Genomic DNA, 16,027 nt, shown 5'->3' on the forward strand with positions numbered 1-16,027 from the left:
GAGATCGAGGGAAATCGATGATGACCGACATGAGAGAGGTGGATCTGGTTCCCGTTGCCACGCACCGCGAATTGACCCTGAGCTACCACGACGGACGTACCCGGCGCGTGCTGGTGAACGACCAGGAAGTGCCGTATCCGGACGGCATGCTGATCGTGTCGCGCACGGACCCCGCAGGCATCATCACGCATGCCAACCAGGCCTTCGTGGACCTGTCCGGCTACGAGCGTGACGAGCTGATCGGCGAGAACCATTGCATCCTGCGCCATCCGGACATGCCGGCGGCCGCGTTCCGGGATCTGTGGGACACGGTGGGCCGAGGCGCCAAATGGCAGGGCTATGTGAAGAACCTGCGCAAGGACGGCGCCCACTACTGGGTGTTCGCCACGGCCATTCCCAATGTGCGCGAGGGGCGTGTCGTGGGCTATACCTCCGTGCGCCGCAAACCCTCGCGCGCCAAGGTCAACGAATATGCTGCGCTGTACGCACGGATGCGCGCCGAGGAGCTGAAGTGACCCTGGAACTGACCGTCAGCCCCGACTTCTCGCCCGAGCACATCGCCGGCTGGTATGTCTTCAACACCTGGCTGCAGCGCAAGCTGGGCGTGCGCATCCATCTGGAGCTGTACGAGGACTTCTCGGCCCAGCGCAAGGCGATTGCCGACGACAAGGTCGACCTGATCTACGCCAACCCCTACGACGCGGCCATGCTGGTGCGCGAGAAGGGCTTTGTCGCCATTGCCGCACCGCGTGGCAAGGCCGACGAGGTGGTGATCGCTGTCCCGGCCGACTCGCCCGTGCAGTCGGTCGAGGAACTGCAGCCTGGGTTGCGCCTGGCGGTGACCCGCGATCCGGACGTCAACCTGATCGGCATGATCCTGCTGGAGTCGGCCGATCTGGGGCGCGACAACACGGTGACGCAGCAGGTCTCGACCTATGTCGTGCTCGCCCGGACCTTGCTTCAGGGCAAGGCCGATTGCGGATTTTTTCTCAAGGAAGCGTTTGATGATCTGAGTGCTCCGATCCGTCGGCAGCTGCGCCCGGTGATGACCAGCCAGATCAGTCTGGTGCACCATGTGCTGCTGGTGGGCCCTCGCTGCGCCGAACTGCGCGATGCGCTGCAGGCGCTGGTGCTGGGCATGTCCGATCCGGGCTCGGATGGCCGGGCCACCTTGCAGGCCCTGGGCCTGAGTGGCTGGGACCGGCAGGACCAGGAAGACACCGAGTTCATGATCGACCTGATGGACACCTTGATGGTGTGAAAACGCACATGTTGCCACCTCCCCTGAAGCGTCACCTCCTCACCCTTGCGCTGGCCCTGTCGGCCGGGCCGATCCTTGCCCAGACCGTGGCGGCTGGTGCAGGTGCGGCCGCCCCTGTGCAGCGCACGACCGTCGAGCAGGACAACCTCTGGGACATCGCGGGTCAGCAGGCGCCTGCGGTGGGCGCGACCCGCCAGCAATACATGGTGGCGGTGCTGCGCCGCAACCCCGAGGCCTTCGTCAAGGGCAACATCCACCGTCTGCGCAAGGGCGTTCCCCTGACGCTGCCGGGCCGGGCCGATGTGCTCGCCGAGGACCGTGCGGGCGCGGTGGCGCTGGTGGATGACCACTTGAAGGCCATGCGCAGTGGCACGGTGCTGGCGCCCTTGGCACCGCGTGCCGTGACAGGCGATGTGCCTCCGGCACCACCAGCACCGCAGCCGCCAGCACCGCCACCGCCACCGCCACCGCCACCGGTGTCTGCACCGGCTGCCGCATCTGCGCCTGCTGTGCCTGCACCTGCGTCGGAGCCTGCGCGCCCCGTGGCGCCCGTGGCGCCCGTGGCGCCCGTGGCCTCGGCGGTCGCGCCCACCGTGCCGACGCCGGTCGAGGGGGCCTCCGGTACCGCCAGCGCTGCCAGCGCGGTCGAGGGGGGCGCAGGGTCGTCCGCACGGGTGCTGCCCTGGCTGCTGGTCCTCGGGGGTGTGGCGGGGGGGGTGATCCTGTGGCGCCGTCGGCGTGCCGGTTTCCAGCCGGACGCCTCGCCGCAGGACTTCACCAACACCCTGAGCGCCACCCGCAGTGGCGGTCCGCGCGTGTTCGACATCTCGAATGCCGCAGCCGAAATGGCCCGTTCGGTGGAAACCTCCCAGGTGGCCACCCAGTTGGTGCGCCACGCGGCGGCGACGGACGACGATGTGGATGTGACCCGTCTGGCCGAGCAGGCTGCGCTCAAGCTGGAGATCGCCCGTGCCAGCCTGGAACTGGGCCGTGTCGATGACGCCAAGGCGCTGCTGCATGCGGTGATGCGGGAGGGCTCTGGGCGCCATGCGGCAGAAGCCGCCGAACTGCTGGCGCGCATGGGCTGAGGCCCAGACGTCAGATCAGATCAGTTTCCGGGGAGAGAACTGGCGGGCGGCAGGGATCTGCTCCGCCGCCCGTACCGCGCGTGTGAGCACCTGGTCGGCGTCGATCGGACCCAGTGCCTCGCACAGTGCGACATAGAACTGGTGCACCAGCTGCGAAAGCTCCGCCGGGGTGCCGTCGATCACCCAGGTCGATTGCAGCGGCTGCGCCCACGCATCCCGGGCCTGCTTGCGCACGGGCTGCGAGAGACGGCCCTGGTCGATCTGCTCCAGCGCGCTGCTGCGCAGGTCGGACATGGCGATGCCGTGGAAGCGCTGCACGTCGGCGATGGCGCTGCGCAGCAGTTCGGCGCAGACCGCGCGGTCCGGTGACGGCGGCGGCAGCATCTGGCTGGCCGGCAGGGCCGGTGCGGTGGCCTGCAGGGCGGCCGCAACGGGCGTGATAGCCGCCACCGGTGCGGCGGCAGCCAGGGCGGCTGGCGCTGCGGCCGGTGTCGCGACCGGGACGGCAGGGGTGCCGATCTGCATCAGCGGCCAGGGATCCATCGGCAGCTCGCTTTCAGGCTGCTTCAGGGCCTTGTAGTAGGCCTCGTAGAGCTTCTTGCGGCTGGCGGCATCGATGTTGTGGCGCGCGGCCACCTGGTCGATGTAGCCGATGATGTCCGACACCGAGTCGCCGCGCATCGACTGGTGCTGCATCCGCAGCGCATCCAGCAGCGCGTCTTCCTCCAGCAGGGGCGACAGCACGGCATAGGCGGCGCGACGCCGCTGGGACAGGGCTTGGGTGGCCATCGGCTCAGGATTCCTTGTGCAGCTGGCCCGGCGAGTTCTGGAACTCCGGGTAGCCGATTTCGTGGTGCTCGGTGTAGTCGAGGCCGCGCTGCTCGTTCAGGGTCGGTGCGCGCAGGCCGATCAGCTTGTCGACCAGCTTGAAGCAGACATAGGCCATCGGGAAGGCCCAGGCGAACGCCGCCACTGCACCGATGGCCTGCACCATCACGCGGCCCCCGTTGAACATGTCGCCCTGGAAGAACAGCCCGGCGGCGAGCAGGCCCCAGGTGCCGCCCAGGCCGTGGACCGCGATCGCGTCCACGGTGTCGTCGATGCGGCGCCTGCGCAGGGCCTCGGCGCCCCAGGTGCACAGCGCCCCTGCGATGAGGCCGGTCAGGATGGCGGTCATCGGGTTGAACACCGCCGCACCACCCGTCATCGACACCAGTCCGCACAGACTGCCGTTGACCGAGGCGCTCATCAGGATGGGGCGGCCCGTGAAGCGCATGAACGCCAGCGCGCCGATGCCGCCTGCACAGCCGCCGAGGTAGGTGTTGAGCAGCACGGTGCCGAGCTGGCCACTCTCCACGCCCGCGATCGAGCCACCGTTGAAGCCGAACCAGCCCAGCCACAGGATGAAGCCGCCCAGCGCGACCATCGGCAGGTTGTGGCCGGGGATGTCGCGCACTTCGCCGTTCTTGCCGAATCGGCCCAGACGCGGCCCGAGAGCCATCAGCCCCGCCAGCGAGCACCAGGCGCCGACCGAGTGGATCGCGCCGTCACCGGCCAGGTCGACGAAGCCCATGGTCTTGAGCCAGCCCCCTGGATTCCAGGCCCAGTGGGCGTAGACCGGGTAGATCACCAGCGCCATCAGCACGGCAAACGCCAGGTAGGCGCTGTAGCGCATGCGCTCGGCCACGGCACCGGAGACGATGGTCACCGCGGTCGTGGCGAACATCATCTGGTAGAGCAGGCCGAGGGTGTCCGTGCCGCTCAGGGACTGCGGGGCAAAGCTGCCGCCACCGAAGATGCCCTCGACGGAGGGACCGAACGCGATGCCGTAGCCGACCAGCCAGAAGCTCACCCCGATGAAGCAGGTGCCCAGGTAGATCTTCATGATCACGTTGATCGAGTTCTTGGCCCGAGACAGACCGCCTTCGACCAGCGCGAAACCCGCTTGCATGAAAAACACGAGGGCGGTGCAGATGCCCACCCAGACGAGGTTGATCAGTTCGTTCATTGGCGTGCGCCCCGCTGTTTTTGAGTCCCGGCAGGATGCAAGGCCAATGCCAGTCACATCAGTGACTTGTATGGAACGAAAGTGAAAAAATCACGAGTCGTTAGATGCAATTTGTCACGATGTGCCATGCCCCGCAACAGGTCGTTTCCGTCAGGTGATTCACATTGGTGCGCACCGATGTGGTGAATGCACTGAGATCGGTCATGCGGGGAAGACGCCAGTCGACAGGTAGCGGTCGCCGCGGTCGCAGACGATGAAGACGATGGTGGCGTTGCGCACCTGCTGGGAGAGCTGAAGGGCCGCCCAGCAAGCGCCTGCCGCCGAGATGCCGGCGAACAGGCCTTCCTCGCGGGCCATGCGGCGGGCCATGTCTTCGGCATCGGCCTGGCTGACCAGCACCAGTTCGTCCACGCGGCGCGGCTCGTAGATCTTCGGCAGATAGGCCTCGGGCCACTTGCGGATGCCGGGGATGCGCGAACCCTCGGAAGGTTGCGCGCCGATGATGCGCACCGCCGGGTTGCGCTCCTTCAGGTAGCGCGAGGTGCCGGTGATGGTGCCGGTGGTGCCCATGGCGCTGACGAAGTGGGTGATCTGTCCGCTGGTGTCGGCCCAGAGTTCGGGGCCGGTGGTCTCGTAGTGGATGCGCGGGTTGTCGAGGTTGGCAAACTGGTCGAGTACCCGGCCCTTGCCATCGCGCTGCATCTGCTCGGCCAGATCCCGGGCGTATTCCATGCCACCGGCCTTGGGTGTGAGCACCAGTTCGGCGCCGAACGCCTTCATGGTCTGGGCACGTTCGATGGACAGATCCTCCGGCATGATCAGCACCATGCGGTAGCCGCGCACCGCGGCGGCCATGGCCAGCGCGATGCCGGTGTTGCCCGAGGTGGCTTCGATCAGCGTGTCGCCCGGCCGGATGTCACCGCGCTCCTCGGCACGGCGGATCATGCTGATGGCGGGGCGGTCTTTCACCGAGCCGGCCGGGTTGTTGCCTTCGAGCTTGGCCAGCAGCACGTTGCCGCGTTCGGCAGCGTCTGCGCCGGGCAGGCGCTGCAGGCGCACGAGCGGGGTCCGGCCGATCACGTCTTCGATGGTCTGGTAGGCGGGCATGGGGTCTTGTCTCCGGAAGGGGGCGGCAGGGCTGTGCTTCATTTTGGCAGCAAGGCGCGCGCTGTGCTGCGCGGAGGTGGCGCGGGATGTGTCATGCCATAATCGCGGCTTCGCGCAATACGCGGCGCGAGATCCACCTGCCGGAGTGGCGAAATCGGTAGACGCAGCGGATTCAAAATCCGCCGCCCTCAACAGGCGTGCCGGTTCGAGTCCGGCCTCCGGCACCAGTGCAACAGGCACTGTCAGGCAATCCACTCTCACTTTCTCAGAGAGTCTCTTCATGCCCCACATCCCCCCCGTCACCAAGGCCCTGATGCTGATCTGCACGGCGATGTACTGCCTGCAGATGCTCACCGGGTACTGGGTCGAAGTGCTGTTCGCGCTCTGGCCCCTCGGCGGCGAGCAGTTCATGCCGTGGCAGCTGATCACCTATGCCTTCCTGCATGGCGGCATGGGCCACCTGTTCTTCAACATGCTGGGGCTGTGGATGTTCGGGGCCGAGCTGGAGTCGGTCTGGGGCCGTCAGCGCTACCTGCAGTTCCTGGGCGCCAGTGCGCTGGCCGGCGGGGTGGTGCAGTTGCTGGTGGTCAGCCTGGGCGCCACGGGAGGCGGGCCGACGCTGGGCGCGTCCGGCGCACTCTTCGGCCTGCTGATGGCGTTCGGCATGATGTTTCCCGACCGGACCATCATGCCGCTGTTTCCGCCCATCCCGATGAAGGCCAAGGTCTTCGTGATGGTCTTCGGCGGCATGGAGCTGCTGTTCGGCATGGCGGGTGCCGGTGGCGTGGCGCACTTTGCGCACCTGGGCGGGATGCTCGGCGGCTGGCTGATGATGCGTTACTGGCGCGGTCTGCCGCCGTTTCCGCCGAAGAGCCGCCGCCGCTGATCGGCTGGACCGGACCTGCTGCGGCCTCAGGCCAGCAGGCCGGACGTGACATCCGGGTAGCGCAGCGCGACCCGCAATTCCCGTTTCATCCGCCGGTTGTCCAGTCGGCGTGATTCGCTCATGAAGCTCAGCAGCATCGGGCTGAGCTGCGTGCGGGCCTCCTCGCGCGAGATGCGCCGCGGCAGGGGCAGTCCGCACAGCCGGGCGGCCAGATCGAAGTAGTCGCCCATCTTCAGTTCCGTGTCGTCACAGGCGTGCCAGACGCGCTGCGGCCGGCCGCGGTGCAGTGCCGCGATGCACAGGCGCGCCAGATCGTCGGCATGGATGTGGTTGGTGAACACATCGTCCTCGGCCCGCAGGACGGGCGTGCCGCGGGCGAGCCGCTCCCGCGGGTGTCCGCCGGGCCGGTCGCCGGCGTAGATGCCTGGAATGCGCAGGATCGAGGCATTCACTCCTGTGCGGACGGACCAGTCGCGGATGGCCGATTCGGCGGCGACGCGGCGCCTGGCTCGGGCGTTCACCGGCGCCACCGGACGGGTTTCGTCGAAGCGGGCGCCCCCGGTGTCGCCGTAGACGCCTGTGGTGCTGCCGTAGACGAGGCGCTGGCAGATGCCGTGCCGCCCGAGCGCGTGCAGCAGATTGCGGGTGCGCGGGTCGCCATCGCCGGTTCCCGGTGGCGGCGCCAGGTGCAGCACCCGCGTGGCCAGTGCGCCCAGCCGGCGCAGCGTGGCGGGTTGGTCCAGGTTGCCCACCAGTGGCGTGATGCCCAGGGTGCGCAGCGGGTTGCAGCGCTCGGCCTGTGAAGTCAGTGCCAGGACGTTCCAGCGCTGTGCCAGCGCACGCACGACACGCTGTCCGACATCCCCGCATCCGACGATCAGCAGGCGTGGCCTGCGCATGCGCCGCAGCGGGGTCGGGGCGGGTGCTCGGGCTGCGTTCCGGTGGGAAGGGTGGGATGGGTGGGGCATGGGACAGTTCTTTCGGATCGGTGCGGCACAATCGCGCCCGCGGTGAGACCGCCAGGAACCACGACATCGCCAGGACGGCCCAGAGGATACGAGCAATGACTTTCAAGGTGACAGTGCAGCCCGCGGGCCGCAGCTTCGATGTGGCGCGCGACGAGGCGATGCTGCCCGCGGCGATACGCCAGGGTGTGGGGCTGCCGTATGGCTGCAAGGATGGCGCCTGTGGATCGTGCAAGAGCCGTCTGCTGCAAGGTCGCGTGCTGCACGGGGCCCATCAGCAGAAGGCGCTCAGCGAGGCCGAGGAGGTGGCCGGCCTCGTGCTCACCTGCTGCGCCACACCGCAGACCGATTGCGTCATCGAATCCCGGCAGGTGACGTCGGTCGGACAGTTCCCGGTGCTGAAGATGCCGGTGCGGGTCACGACGATCGAACGCAAGGCGCCGGATGTGGCGGTGCTGACGCTGCAACTGCCCGGCAACCAGGTGTTCCAGTACCACGCGGGCCAGTACGTCGAATTCATCCTGCGTGACGGCGCGCGGCGCAGCTATTCGATGGCGAGTGCGCCCGAGACAGCGCAGGGCCAGATGCAGCTCCACATCCGCCACATGCCGGGCGGGCGCTTCACCGACCATGTCTTCGGGGCGATGAAGGAGCGCGAGATCCTGCGGGTGGAGGGGCCGTTTGGCAGCTTCTTCCTGCGCGAGGACAGCATGAAGCCGGTCGTGCTGCTGGCCTCCGGCACGGGTTTCGCACCGATCAAGGCGCTGATCGAGCACATGCAGGCATGCGGCATGGCGCGTGAGGCCGTGCTGTACTGGGGCTGCCGCAGCGAGGCGGATCTCTATCTGCACGACTGGGCGCAGGCACAGGCCGAGGCGCTGCCATGGTTGCGCTATGTGCCGGTGCTGTCGGAGCCGGGGGAGGGCTGGCAGGGGCGCACCGGGTTTGTGCACCGGGCGGTGATGGCCGATCTGCCCGATCTGTCAGGGCACCAGGTCTATGCCTGCGGTGTGCCGGTGATGGTGCAGTCGGCGCAGCGGGATCTTGTGGCGCAGTGCGGGCTGCCCGAGGAGGAGTTCTTTGCCGACGCCTTCACCAGCGAGGCGGACAAGCAGGGCGCTTGAGGCGGGGCGCTTGAGCAATGCAAAAGGCCCGCAGAGCGGGCCTTTGCGATCGATCCACCCGGATCAGTCTTTAGGCAGCGGCAACCGCCAGGGCCTTGACCTTGGCAGACAGGCGGCTCTTGATGCGAGCGGCCTTGTTCTTGTGGAAGATGCCCTTGTCGGCGATCGAGTCGATCACGGCCTGGGCGGACTTGAACGTGTCACCAGCCTTGGCCTTGTCACCCGTGGCAACAGCCTTCAGCACGCCCTTGACGGCAGTGCGGAACTTCGAGCGCAGCGAGGTGTTCGCGGCGTTCAGCTTGACGTCCTGGCGGACGCGCTTGCGGCCGGAGGCGATGCGGACGGTTTTTTTCTTGGCTTTGGAAGCGGTGGCCATAAATGTGTCTCGTGTTCCGGGTGGAGGAAAGCCTAGCACTATAGCATGGATAATCGCAGGCTTTGCGACCGAGAACCCCTGCCCATGAGTCTGCTTCGTTCTGCCTCTGTCGTGTCGGCGCTCACGCTGGCGTCCCGGATCACCGGGCTCGTGCGCGAGCAGCTCATCGCGGCCACCTTCGGAGCGGGCAGTGCTACCGATGCCTTCCAGGTCGCCTTCCGGATCCCGAACCTGCTGCGCCGTCTGTTCGCCGAGGGGGCGTTCTCGCAGGCCTTCGTGCCGATCCTGGCCGCCTCGCGCGCCAAGGAGGGCGACGAGGCCACCCAGACGCTGATCGACGCCGTGGCCACGGTGCTGCTGTGGGCGCTGGTGGTGGTCTGCATGGTGGGTGTGGCGGGCGCGCCAGTGCTGGTCTGGATGATGGCGTCGGGCCTGCCGGCCGAGGCGCAGGAGTCCGCCGTCGTGATGACGCGGCTGATGTTTCCGTACATCGGCTGCATGTCGCTGGTGGCCTTGTCGGCGGGCATCCTGAATTCCTGGAAGCGGTTTGCCGTGCCGGCCGTCACGCCGGTGCTGCTGAACCTGAGCGTGATTGCCGCCGCCTGGTGGCTTGCGCCGCACTTCACCCGCTGGGACATTCCGCCGGTGTATGCGCTGGCCGTGGGCGTGATGCTCGGCGGGCTGCTGCAGCTGGTGGTCCAGCTGCCGGCGCTGCGCAGCGTGGGTGTGATGCCGCGCCTGGGGTTCACGCTCGGCGCCTTCCGGCGGGCCTGGGCGCACGAGGGCGTGCACCGCATCCTCCAGCAGATGGCGCCGGCCCTGCTGGGGGTGTCGGTGGCCCAGCTGTCCTTGCTGGTGAACACGCAGATCGCGTCGCACCTGACGGCTGGCTCGGTGTCCTGGCTGACCTTCGCGGACCGGCTGATGGAGTTTCCGACCGCATTGCTGGGGGTGGCGATGGGCGTGGTGCTGCTGCCGCAGCTGTCGGCGGCGCAGGCCAAGGGCGACACGGAGCAGTATTCCGCGCTGCTGGACTGGGGGCTGCGGCTGGTGGTGCTGCTGGCATTGCCGTGTGCGCTGGCGCTGCTGGTGTTTCCGCAGCCACTGGTGGCCGTGCTCTACCACTACGGTCGCTTCACTGCGACCGATGTCCAGCAGACCGTCATGGCGTTGATGGGCTATGGCGCCGGATTGATGGGGCTGGTGGCGATCAAGGTGCTGGCCCCGGGCTTCTACGCCAAGCAGGACATCCGCACGCCGGTGCGCATCGCCATCACGGTGCTGGTGTTGACACAGGCGCTGAACGTGGTCTTCGTGCCGCTGCTGGGGCATGCGGGACTGGCCCTGTCGATCGGGCTGGCGGCGCTGGTGAATGCGAGCTGGCTGCTGATCGGCTTGCGCCAGCGTGGCAGCTACCGGCCGTCGCCGGGCTGGCTGGGCTTCGGTCTGCGGGTGGTGGTGGGCAGTGCCGTGATGGCGGGTGGCCTGGCCTGGGCAGCGCAGGCCATCGACTGGATCGGCCTGCAGTCGCAGGCCGGGTTGCGGGTGGCGCTGCTGGCGGGGGTGCTGGCGGCGGCGGCCGGGGTGTATTTTGGTGTGCTGCTGCTGCTCGGGGTGAACCTGCGGCAATTTGCACGCCGCTGAGACGCGACCGATACACTTTCGGCCATGGAGTGCCCCTCGCCATCCCCGCTGGACTACTTCGCCGCGCTGGTCCGCGATGACGACAGCCTGTCGCTCACCGAAGCCGCGGGCGCGATCGCACTGGCCGAGTACCCCGGGCTGGATCTGGCCGCGCTGCAGACCGAACTCGACGAGCTGGCCGCCCGCCTGCGCCGACGCCTGCCGGCCGACGCCGGCGCGCTGCAGCGGGTGCGTGCGCTGCACCAGTTCTTCTACCGCGATCTCGGCTTCGGCGGCAATGTCAACGACCTGCGCGATGCCGACAACAGCCACCTGCACGCCGTGCTGCAGCGCCGGCGCGGACTGCCGATCGCGCTGGCCGTGCTCTACCTCGACCTCGCAGGACAGGTCGGCCTGCAGGCGGACGGCGTGTCCTTCCCGGGCCACTTCCTCATCAAGCTGCACCTGCCGCTGGGCGAGGCGGTGATCGATCCGGTCGACGGTCGCTCCCTGACCCGTGCGGAGCTGGAAGAACGCCTGGAGCCGTTCCTCGGTCGCGAGACGCGCTTCGAGCTGGAGTCCGGCATGGGCCTGGGCGAGTTGCTGGGTGACTATCTGCAGCCGGCCTCCGGGCGGGAAATCCTGGCCCGCATGCTGCGCAACCTCGCACGGCTGCACCGCGAGGACGGCGACCTGCTGCGCCTGCTGCAGATCCAGCAGCGCCAGGTGGTGCTCGAACCCGAGGACTGGTCTCTGCGGCGTGACCGTGGCCAGACGCTGGCCGCTCTCGGCCAGACCGAGGCGGCGATCGCGGATCTGGCGCTCTACCTGCAGCGCGCAGGCGGCCCTGCCGACGGACCGCGTGTCGCTGCGCAGCTCGCGGCGCTGCGCGAGGCGGGTCCGCCGCGCTGGCATTGACGCGGGCATTGCTGCGCTGCGCCATGCTGAGACAATGTCCGACATGTTGAAGTTGTCCTTGTCCCAGCGCCTGATGGTCGGCTGGCTGGCGCTGGCGCTGGTGGCTGCGCTGCTGGTCGACTTGCTGGCGCCCGTGCTGACGCCGTTTCTGGCGGCGGCGGTGCTGGCCTATGTGCTCCAGCCGCCGGTGGACCGGCTGGCGCGGCGCATGCCCCGGGCCCTGGCGGTGGTGCTGGTGGAGCTGATGGCGATGGCGGCGGTGCTGGGGGTGGTGCTGCTGATCGTGCCGGTCATCTCGCGCGAGCTGCCGGTGCTGCGCGAGCAGATTCCGGTGCTGGCCATGCGGCTCAACGAGCATCTGGCGCCGTGGCTCGCCCAGTACGGCATCGAGGTCAAGCTCGACATCGCCAGCATCAAGGCCTTCGTGGTCAAGTATTTCGACTCCAGTGGCGATGACTGGCTGGCGGCGCTGCTCAGCTCGGCGCGCATCGGCGGCAGCTTCCTGCTGGCCATCGTGGGCAATGCGGTGCTGGTGCCGGTGGCCACCTTCTACCTGCTGCTCGACTGGCACGACCTGCTGCTGCGCATGCGCCGCATGGTGCCGCCGCGCCACCGGGACGCCGTGTTCGGCTTCCTGCACGAATGCGACGAGGTGCTGGGCCAGTACCTGCGCGGCCAGGTGCTGGTGATGCTGATCCTGGCCGGCTACTACACGGTGGCGCTCGCGCTGGCAGGATTCGATCTGGCGCTTCCTGTGGGCGTGTTCACGGGCCTGGCCATCTTCATCCCGTATCTGGGCTTCGGGCTGGGTGCCGTGCTGGCGCTGCTGGCGGGTGTGTTGCAATACGCCAGTCTGTACGGTGTGGGCGTGGTGGCGGTGGTCTATGGCGCAGGCCAGGTGGTCGAGAGCTTCTTCCTCACGCCGCGCCTGGTCGGCGAGCGCATCGGTCTGCACCCGCTGGCGGTGATCTTCGTGCTGCTGGCCTTCGGGCACCTGTTCGGATTTGTCGGTGTGCTGCTGGCGCTGCCGGCAGGGGCGCTGGTGCTGGTGGCGCTGCGGCGCTTGCGCACGGGTTATGTGGCCAGTCGGCTGTACCAAGGATGAACCTCTCGAATGCCTCGCGGAATGCCTCGTGACCGGACTTCGCCGTTGATGCGGCAGGTGCCTCTGGCCTTCGGGCCGGAGCCGGTGCTGCGCTTCGACACCTTCCTGCCGGGAGGGAACGCACAGTGGGAGCAGGTGCTGATGGCGCTGCTCTCGCCGAATCCCTCGATGCCGCTCTACCTCTGGGGCCCGCCTGGCAGTGGCAAGACGCATCTGCTGCAGGCAGCGGTCAGCCAGGCCCAGTCCTTCGGCCTGCGCACCATGAAGTTCGACCTGACCACCCCGACGCCCTGGGAGTACGACGAGGAGGCGCGCCTGCTGCTGCTCGACGACTGCGACCGCTTTGACGCCGAGCGCCAGCACGAGGCCTTCCGCATGTTCATCGAGGCGACCATCGCGGGCGTGCCCGTCATCGCGGGCGGTCGGCTGCCGCCGGTCGACCTGCCGGTGCGCGACGATCTGCGCACGCGGCTGGCCTGGGGGCTGGTGTACCGGCTGGTGCCGCCGACGGACGAGCAGGTCTGCGCGCTGCTGCGCCGCGAGGCCGAGCGGCGCGGCATCGCCCTCGGCGACGAGCTGCTCGCCTATCTGCTCAGCCACAGCGAACGCGACCTGACCCACCTGATGGAACTGCTCGGTCGCCTCGACCGCTACGCGCTGGCGCACAAGCGGCCGGTGACCCTGCCGCTGCTGCGCCAGATGCTGGCCGAGCCGGACCTGCACACGCTCTGATCCCTGACCCTGTTTCCCATGTCCCAGACCGCACAGACCGCCCAGACCGACCGCCACCTCTGCCTGTTCGACCTCGACGGCACGCTGATCCCCATCGACTCCGACCACGCCTTCGGCGAGTTCATGGTGTCGATCGGCTGGGCCGACGGCGAGACCTTCCGCCAGCGCAACGACGCCTTCTATGCCGACTACCAGGCCGGCACGCTCGACCTGCCGGCCTACATCGCCTTCACCACCGCCGCCTGGCGTGACCGTCCGCTGGCCGAATCGGCAGCTGCGCACCAGCGCTTCATGGCCGAGGTGCTGCGCCCGAACATCCAGCCGCAGGCGCTGGAGCTGGTGCGCTTCCACCAGCAGCGCGGTGATCTGGTGGCCATCGTCACGGCGACCAACGCCTTCGTCACCACCCCGATCGCCGCCGCGTTTGGCGTCGACCACCTGCTGGCCGTGGACCTCGAACGCCAGCCGGAACCCGATGGCCGCTGGACGGGTACCATCCGCGGCACGCCCACCTTCCGCGAAGGCAAGGTCGGCCGGGTCCACGACTGGCTTGCCGGCCTGGGCCACCGCCTGAGCGACTTCTCCGGCATCAGCGTCTACAGCGACTCGCCCAACGACCTGCCGCTGCTGGAATTGGCCACCGAACCGGTGGCGACCAACCCGAGTCCCGCGCTCGAAGCCACTGCCCGCGCACGCGGCTGGCGCATCCTGCGGCTCTTCCCATGATCAAGAAATTCTTCGACAAGCTGCTCGGCAAATCGGCCGGCAAGACGACCACCGACCCGCAGATGCCCGCTGCCGAACCCGAGGCGGTCATGCCGGCCGGGCCGGTGATCGGTGTGCGCGTGGAGGTGCCCGTGTCCGAACACGGCATCAACCCGGCGCTGCTCGACGACCGCGCCGTGAAGGTGGTCACCACATTGCAGGACGCGGGCTTCGAGGCCTACGTGGTCGGTGGCGCCGTGCGCGACCTGCTGCTCGGCCACCGCCCCAAGGACTTCGACGTCGCCACCAGCGCGACCCCGGAGCAGGTGAAGGCGCTGTTCCGCCGCGCCTTCATCATCGGCCGGCGCTTCCGCATCGTCCATGTCGTGCACGGCCGTGGCCGCGAGCACGAGGTGATCGAGGTGTCCACCTTCCGCGCCTACCTCGATGCCTCCGCCGCCGAGCAGGTGGCGGGCAACGAGAAGACCTCCAAGTCCGAACTCGCCGGCAAGAGCCACGTCGTGGACGCCAGCGGTCGGGTGCTGCGCGACAACGTCTGGGGCCCGCAGGACGAGGACGCCGCGCGGCGCGACTTCACCGTCAACGCGCTCTACTACGACCCGCGCCGCCAGATCGTCGTCGACTACCACCACGGACTGGCTGACGCCAAGAAGCGCCTGCTGCGCATGATCGGCGACCCGGTGACGCGCTACCGCGAAGACCCGGTGCGCATCATCCGTGTCGTGCGCTTCGCGGCCAAGCTCGGCTTCGAGATCGAGCCCGGCACGCGCAAGCCGATCCGCGCCTGCGCCGACCTGCTCGCCAACGTGCCGGCCAGCCGCCTGTTCGACGAGATGATCAAGCTGCTGCAGACGGGGCATTCGCTGGCCAGCCTGGAAGAGCTGCGCAAGCAGGGGCTGCACAAGGGCGTGTTCCCGATCCTGGACGCTGTGCTCGACGATGCGCACCAGCACGACGGCCGGGAGCAGTTCATCCAGCGCGCGCTGGGTGACACCGACCGCCGTGTCGGCGAGGGCAAGCCGGTGGCGCCGAGCTTCATGCTGGCCTGCATGTTGTGGCACGACGTGCTGCGCCGGACGGAGCAGCTGCGCGCCAAGGGCGAAGGTCCGATCGCTGCCATGCAGGCCGCCACGGATGCTGTCTTCGACGCCCGCATCGGCGACATCTCCGGCCGCGGCAAGCTGGCCGCCGACATGCGCGAGATCTGGCTGATGCAGCCGCGCTTCGAGCGTCGCACGCCCTCGTCGGCGCTGTCGCTGGTGGAGCAGGTGCGCTTCCGGGCCGGTTTCGACTTCCTGCGCCTGCGCGCCGATGCCGGGGAAGCCGATGTCGAGCTGGCCCGCTGGTGGGAGGACTTCTCCACCGCGAACGAAGCCGAGCGCGAAGAGCTGCTGACCGAAGCCCGCGTGCAGGACCAGGCCCGCCGCGCAGCGGGCGGATCCACTGCCCGTGCGCCCGTGGCGGAGGGGGACTCCACGGCCGCCGCCGGCCCGGCGCCTGCTGCCGCCCGCAAGCGTCGCCGTCGCCGCAAGCCGGCGGGCGAGCGAGGCGCTGCGGCGCCTGCCGCCACCGACCCGAACGGCAGTGACACCTGACACCCCGGCAGTGCTGGCCTGCATCGGCCTGGGCGCCAACCTGGGCGATACGGCGGCGACGCTGGATGCCGCGTGTGCCGCGCTGGCCGCGCTGCCCGAGACGGTCTGGGTGGCTGCCTCCGGGCGGTGGCGCAGCCGGCCGGTCGAGGCGAGCGGCCCGGATTACCTCAATGCGGTGGCGTGTGTGCGCACTGGCTTGTCGCCCGAGGCGCTGCTGGAGGCCCTGCAGGCCATCGAACACCACCATGGCCGCGCACGGCCTTACCCCAACGCACCGCGCACCCTGGACCTGGACCTGCTCCTGCACGGTGATCTGCAGCGGAGCACCGCCCGGCTGACGCTGCCGCATCCGCGCATGGCCGAACGGGCATTCGTGCTGCTGCCGCTGATGCAGCTGTGTGCGGCCTTGCCGGGGCAGATCCGGCTGCCGGGCGGGGCGGATGTGGTCGACTGGACCGCGCGTGCACAGCACCTTGCGGCGCAGCAGGGCATTGCCCCCGCCTGATCTGGTGC

At 68.8% G+C, this 16,027-nt stretch carries 17 protein-coding genes and 1 tRNA gene; 13 read left to right on the forward strand and 5 right to left on the reverse strand.

Going from position 1 to position 16,027, the window contains the following annotated elements; translation table 11 throughout:
- The first annotated feature begins 20 nt into the window (after positions 1-20).
- From U5O44_RS03465 to U5O44_RS03475, 3 genes are read left to right on the forward strand one after another with little or no spacing between them, the layout of a single operon-like run.
- Positions 21-515: a PAS domain-containing protein gene (locus U5O44_RS03465; protein ID WP_322587058.1), complete on the forward strand. Its 495-nt coding sequence runs from the start codon at positions 21-23 to the stop codon at positions 513-515.
- Entirely contained in the window at positions 512-1,261 is a 750-nt protein-coding gene (locus tag U5O44_RS03470; protein ID WP_322587059.1) for a phosphate/phosphite/phosphonate ABC transporter substrate-binding protein, read from the forward strand. Before U5O44_RS03465 ends, U5O44_RS03470 begins: the two co-directional genes overlap by 4 nt.
- Before the next feature lie 8 nt (positions 1,262-1,269).
- Positions 1,270-2,349: a FimV/HubP family polar landmark protein gene (locus U5O44_RS03475; protein ID WP_322587060.1), complete on the forward strand. Its 1,080-nt coding sequence runs from the start codon at positions 1,270-1,272 to the stop codon at positions 2,347-2,349.
- Positions 2,350-2,364: 15 nt separating this feature from the next.
- On the opposite strand, the gene U5O44_RS03480 is transcribed toward U5O44_RS03475, so the two are convergent.
- From U5O44_RS03480 to cysM, 3 genes are all read right to left on the reverse strand, one after another.
- Complete coding sequence (locus U5O44_RS03480) at positions 2,365-3,138, reverse strand: hypothetical protein (protein ID WP_322587061.1); 774 nt, start codon at positions 3,136-3,138, stop codon at positions 2,365-2,367.
- Positions 3,139-3,142: 4 nt separating this feature from the next.
- Complete coding sequence (locus U5O44_RS03485) at positions 3,143-4,357, reverse strand: ammonium transporter (RefSeq protein ID WP_322587062.1); 1,215 nt, start codon at positions 4,355-4,357, stop codon at positions 3,143-3,145.
- A gap of 201 nt (positions 4,358-4,558) precedes the next feature.
- Positions 4,559-5,464, reverse strand: coding sequence for a cysteine synthase CysM (gene cysM, locus U5O44_RS03490; RefSeq protein ID WP_322587063.1), 906 nt, complete (start codon positions 5,462-5,464; stop codon positions 4,559-4,561).
- A gap of 139 nt (positions 5,465-5,603) precedes the next feature.
- On the opposite strand from cysM, the gene U5O44_RS03495 reads away from it, so the two are divergent.
- Positions 5,604-5,691, forward strand: a tRNA-Leu gene (locus U5O44_RS03495).
- 53 nt (positions 5,692-5,744) lie between these two features.
- A complete protein-coding gene (locus U5O44_RS03500) occupies positions 5,745-6,350 on the forward strand; it encodes a rhomboid family intramembrane serine protease (RefSeq protein WP_322587064.1) in 606 nt (201 codons plus the stop codon).
- A 26-nt stretch (positions 6,351-6,376) separates the two neighbouring features.
- Here U5O44_RS03500 and U5O44_RS03505 read toward each other — a convergent pair whose 3' ends face one another.
- Positions 6,377-7,249: an SDR family oxidoreductase gene (locus U5O44_RS03505; protein WP_322587065.1), complete on the reverse strand. Its 873-nt coding sequence runs from the start codon at positions 7,247-7,249 to the stop codon at positions 6,377-6,379.
- Between the two features lie 164 nt (positions 7,250-7,413).
- Between U5O44_RS03505 and U5O44_RS03510 the strand changes: the two genes are divergently transcribed.
- Positions 7,414-8,439, forward strand: coding sequence for a CDP-6-deoxy-delta-3,4-glucoseen reductase (locus U5O44_RS03510; protein WP_322587066.1), 1,026 nt, complete (start codon positions 7,414-7,416; stop codon positions 8,437-8,439).
- 70 nt (positions 8,440-8,509) lie between these two features.
- Here the strand turns inward: U5O44_RS03510 and rpsT are convergent, their stop codons facing one another.
- Positions 8,510-8,815: a 30S ribosomal protein S20 gene (gene rpsT, locus U5O44_RS03515; protein ID WP_179632726.1), complete on the reverse strand. Its 306-nt coding sequence runs from the start codon at positions 8,813-8,815 to the stop codon at positions 8,510-8,512.
- Positions 8,816-8,899: 84 nt separating this feature from the next.
- Here rpsT and murJ point away from each other — a divergent pair, with 84 nt between their 5' ends.
- The 7 genes from murJ to folK are packed head-to-tail and all read left to right on the forward strand — an operon-like array spanning position 8,900 to position 16,019.
- On the forward strand, positions 8,900-10,459 hold the full coding sequence (gene murJ, locus U5O44_RS03520) for a murein biosynthesis integral membrane protein MurJ (protein ID WP_322587067.1): 1,560 nt from the start codon (positions 8,900-8,902) through the stop codon (positions 10,457-10,459).
- 24 nt (positions 10,460-10,483) lie between these two features.
- A complete protein-coding gene (locus U5O44_RS03525) occupies positions 10,484-11,356 on the forward strand; it encodes a SirB1 family protein (RefSeq protein ID WP_322587068.1) in 873 nt (290 codons plus the stop codon).
- Between the two features lie 46 nt (positions 11,357-11,402).
- Positions 11,403-12,461 carry an AI-2E family transporter gene (locus tag U5O44_RS03530; protein WP_416222119.1) on the forward strand — a complete coding sequence of 353 codons (1,059 nt, stop codon included), beginning with the start codon at positions 11,403-11,405 and terminating at the stop codon, positions 12,459-12,461.
- A 48-nt stretch (positions 12,462-12,509) separates the two neighbouring features.
- Complete coding sequence (gene hda / locus U5O44_RS03535) at positions 12,510-13,193, forward strand: DnaA regulatory inactivator Hda (RefSeq protein ID WP_322587070.1); 684 nt, start codon at positions 12,510-12,512, stop codon at positions 13,191-13,193.
- Positions 13,194-13,211: 18 nt separating this feature from the next.
- The gene (locus U5O44_RS03540) at positions 13,212-13,919 is read left to right on the forward strand and encodes an HAD family hydrolase (RefSeq protein WP_322587071.1); all 708 of its coding nucleotides are present in this window, start codon (positions 13,212-13,214) and stop codon (positions 13,917-13,919) included.
- Positions 13,916-15,514: a polynucleotide adenylyltransferase PcnB gene (gene pcnB, locus U5O44_RS03545; RefSeq protein ID WP_322587072.1), complete on the forward strand. Its 1,599-nt coding sequence runs from the start codon at positions 13,916-13,918 to the stop codon at positions 15,512-15,514. The genes U5O44_RS03540 and pcnB overlap by 4 nt, the downstream gene beginning before the upstream one ends.
- Positions 15,504-16,019, forward strand: a complete 516-nt coding sequence (gene folK, locus U5O44_RS03550) for a 2-amino-4-hydroxy-6-hydroxymethyldihydropteridine diphosphokinase (protein ID WP_322587073.1) — start codon at positions 15,504-15,506, stop codon at positions 16,017-16,019. The genes pcnB and folK overlap by 11 nt, the downstream gene beginning before the upstream one ends.
- Positions 16,020-16,027 lie beyond the last annotated feature (8 nt).

The sequence above is a fragment of the Sphaerotilus sp. genome (assembly GCF_034519685.1).
Classification (GTDB): domain Bacteria; phylum Pseudomonadota; class Gammaproteobacteria; order Burkholderiales; family Burkholderiaceae_C; genus Sphaerotilus.

Coding starts and splice junctions, on each gene's coding strand:
- rpsT (WP_179632726.1), bottom strand. CDS start 8,815: ATGGCCACCGCTTCCAAAGCCAAGAAAAAAACCGTCCGCATCGCCTCC.
- pcnB (WP_322587072.1), top strand. CDS start 13,916: ATGATCAAGAAATTCTTCGACAAGCTGCTCGGCAAATCGGCCGGCAAG.
- U5O44_RS03465 (WP_322587058.1), top strand. CDS start 21: ATGACCGACATGAGAGAGGTGGATCTGGTTCCCGTTGCCACGCACCGC.
- U5O44_RS03475 (WP_322587060.1), top strand. CDS start 1,270: ATGTTGCCACCTCCCCTGAAGCGTCACCTCCTCACCCTTGCGCTGGCC.
- U5O44_RS03505 (WP_322587065.1), bottom strand. CDS start 7,249: ATGCGCAGGCCACGCCTGCTGATCGTCGGATGCGGGGATGTCGGACAG.
- hda (WP_322587070.1), top strand. CDS start 12,510: ATGCGGCAGGTGCCTCTGGCCTTCGGGCCGGAGCCGGTGCTGCGCTTC.
- U5O44_RS03540 (WP_322587071.1), top strand. CDS start 13,212: ATGTCCCAGACCGCACAGACCGCCCAGACCGACCGCCACCTCTGCCTG.
- murJ (WP_322587067.1), top strand. CDS start 8,900: ATGAGTCTGCTTCGTTCTGCCTCTGTCGTGTCGGCGCTCACGCTGGCG.
- U5O44_RS03480 (WP_322587061.1), bottom strand. CDS start 3,138: ATGGCCACCCAAGCCCTGTCCCAGCGGCGTCGCGCCGCCTATGCCGTG.
- U5O44_RS03510 (WP_322587066.1), top strand. CDS start 7,414: ATGACTTTCAAGGTGACAGTGCAGCCCGCGGGCCGCAGCTTCGATGTG.
- U5O44_RS03500 (WP_322587064.1), top strand. CDS start 5,745: ATGCCCCACATCCCCCCCGTCACCAAGGCCCTGATGCTGATCTGCACG.
- cysM (WP_322587063.1), bottom strand. CDS start 5,464: ATGCCCGCCTACCAGACCATCGAAGACGTGATCGGCCGGACCCCGCTC.
- U5O44_RS03525 (WP_322587068.1), top strand. CDS start 10,484: ATGGAGTGCCCCTCGCCATCCCCGCTGGACTACTTCGCCGCGCTGGTC.
- U5O44_RS03485 (WP_322587062.1), bottom strand. CDS start 4,357: ATGAACGAACTGATCAACCTCGTCTGGGTGGGCATCTGCACCGCCCTC.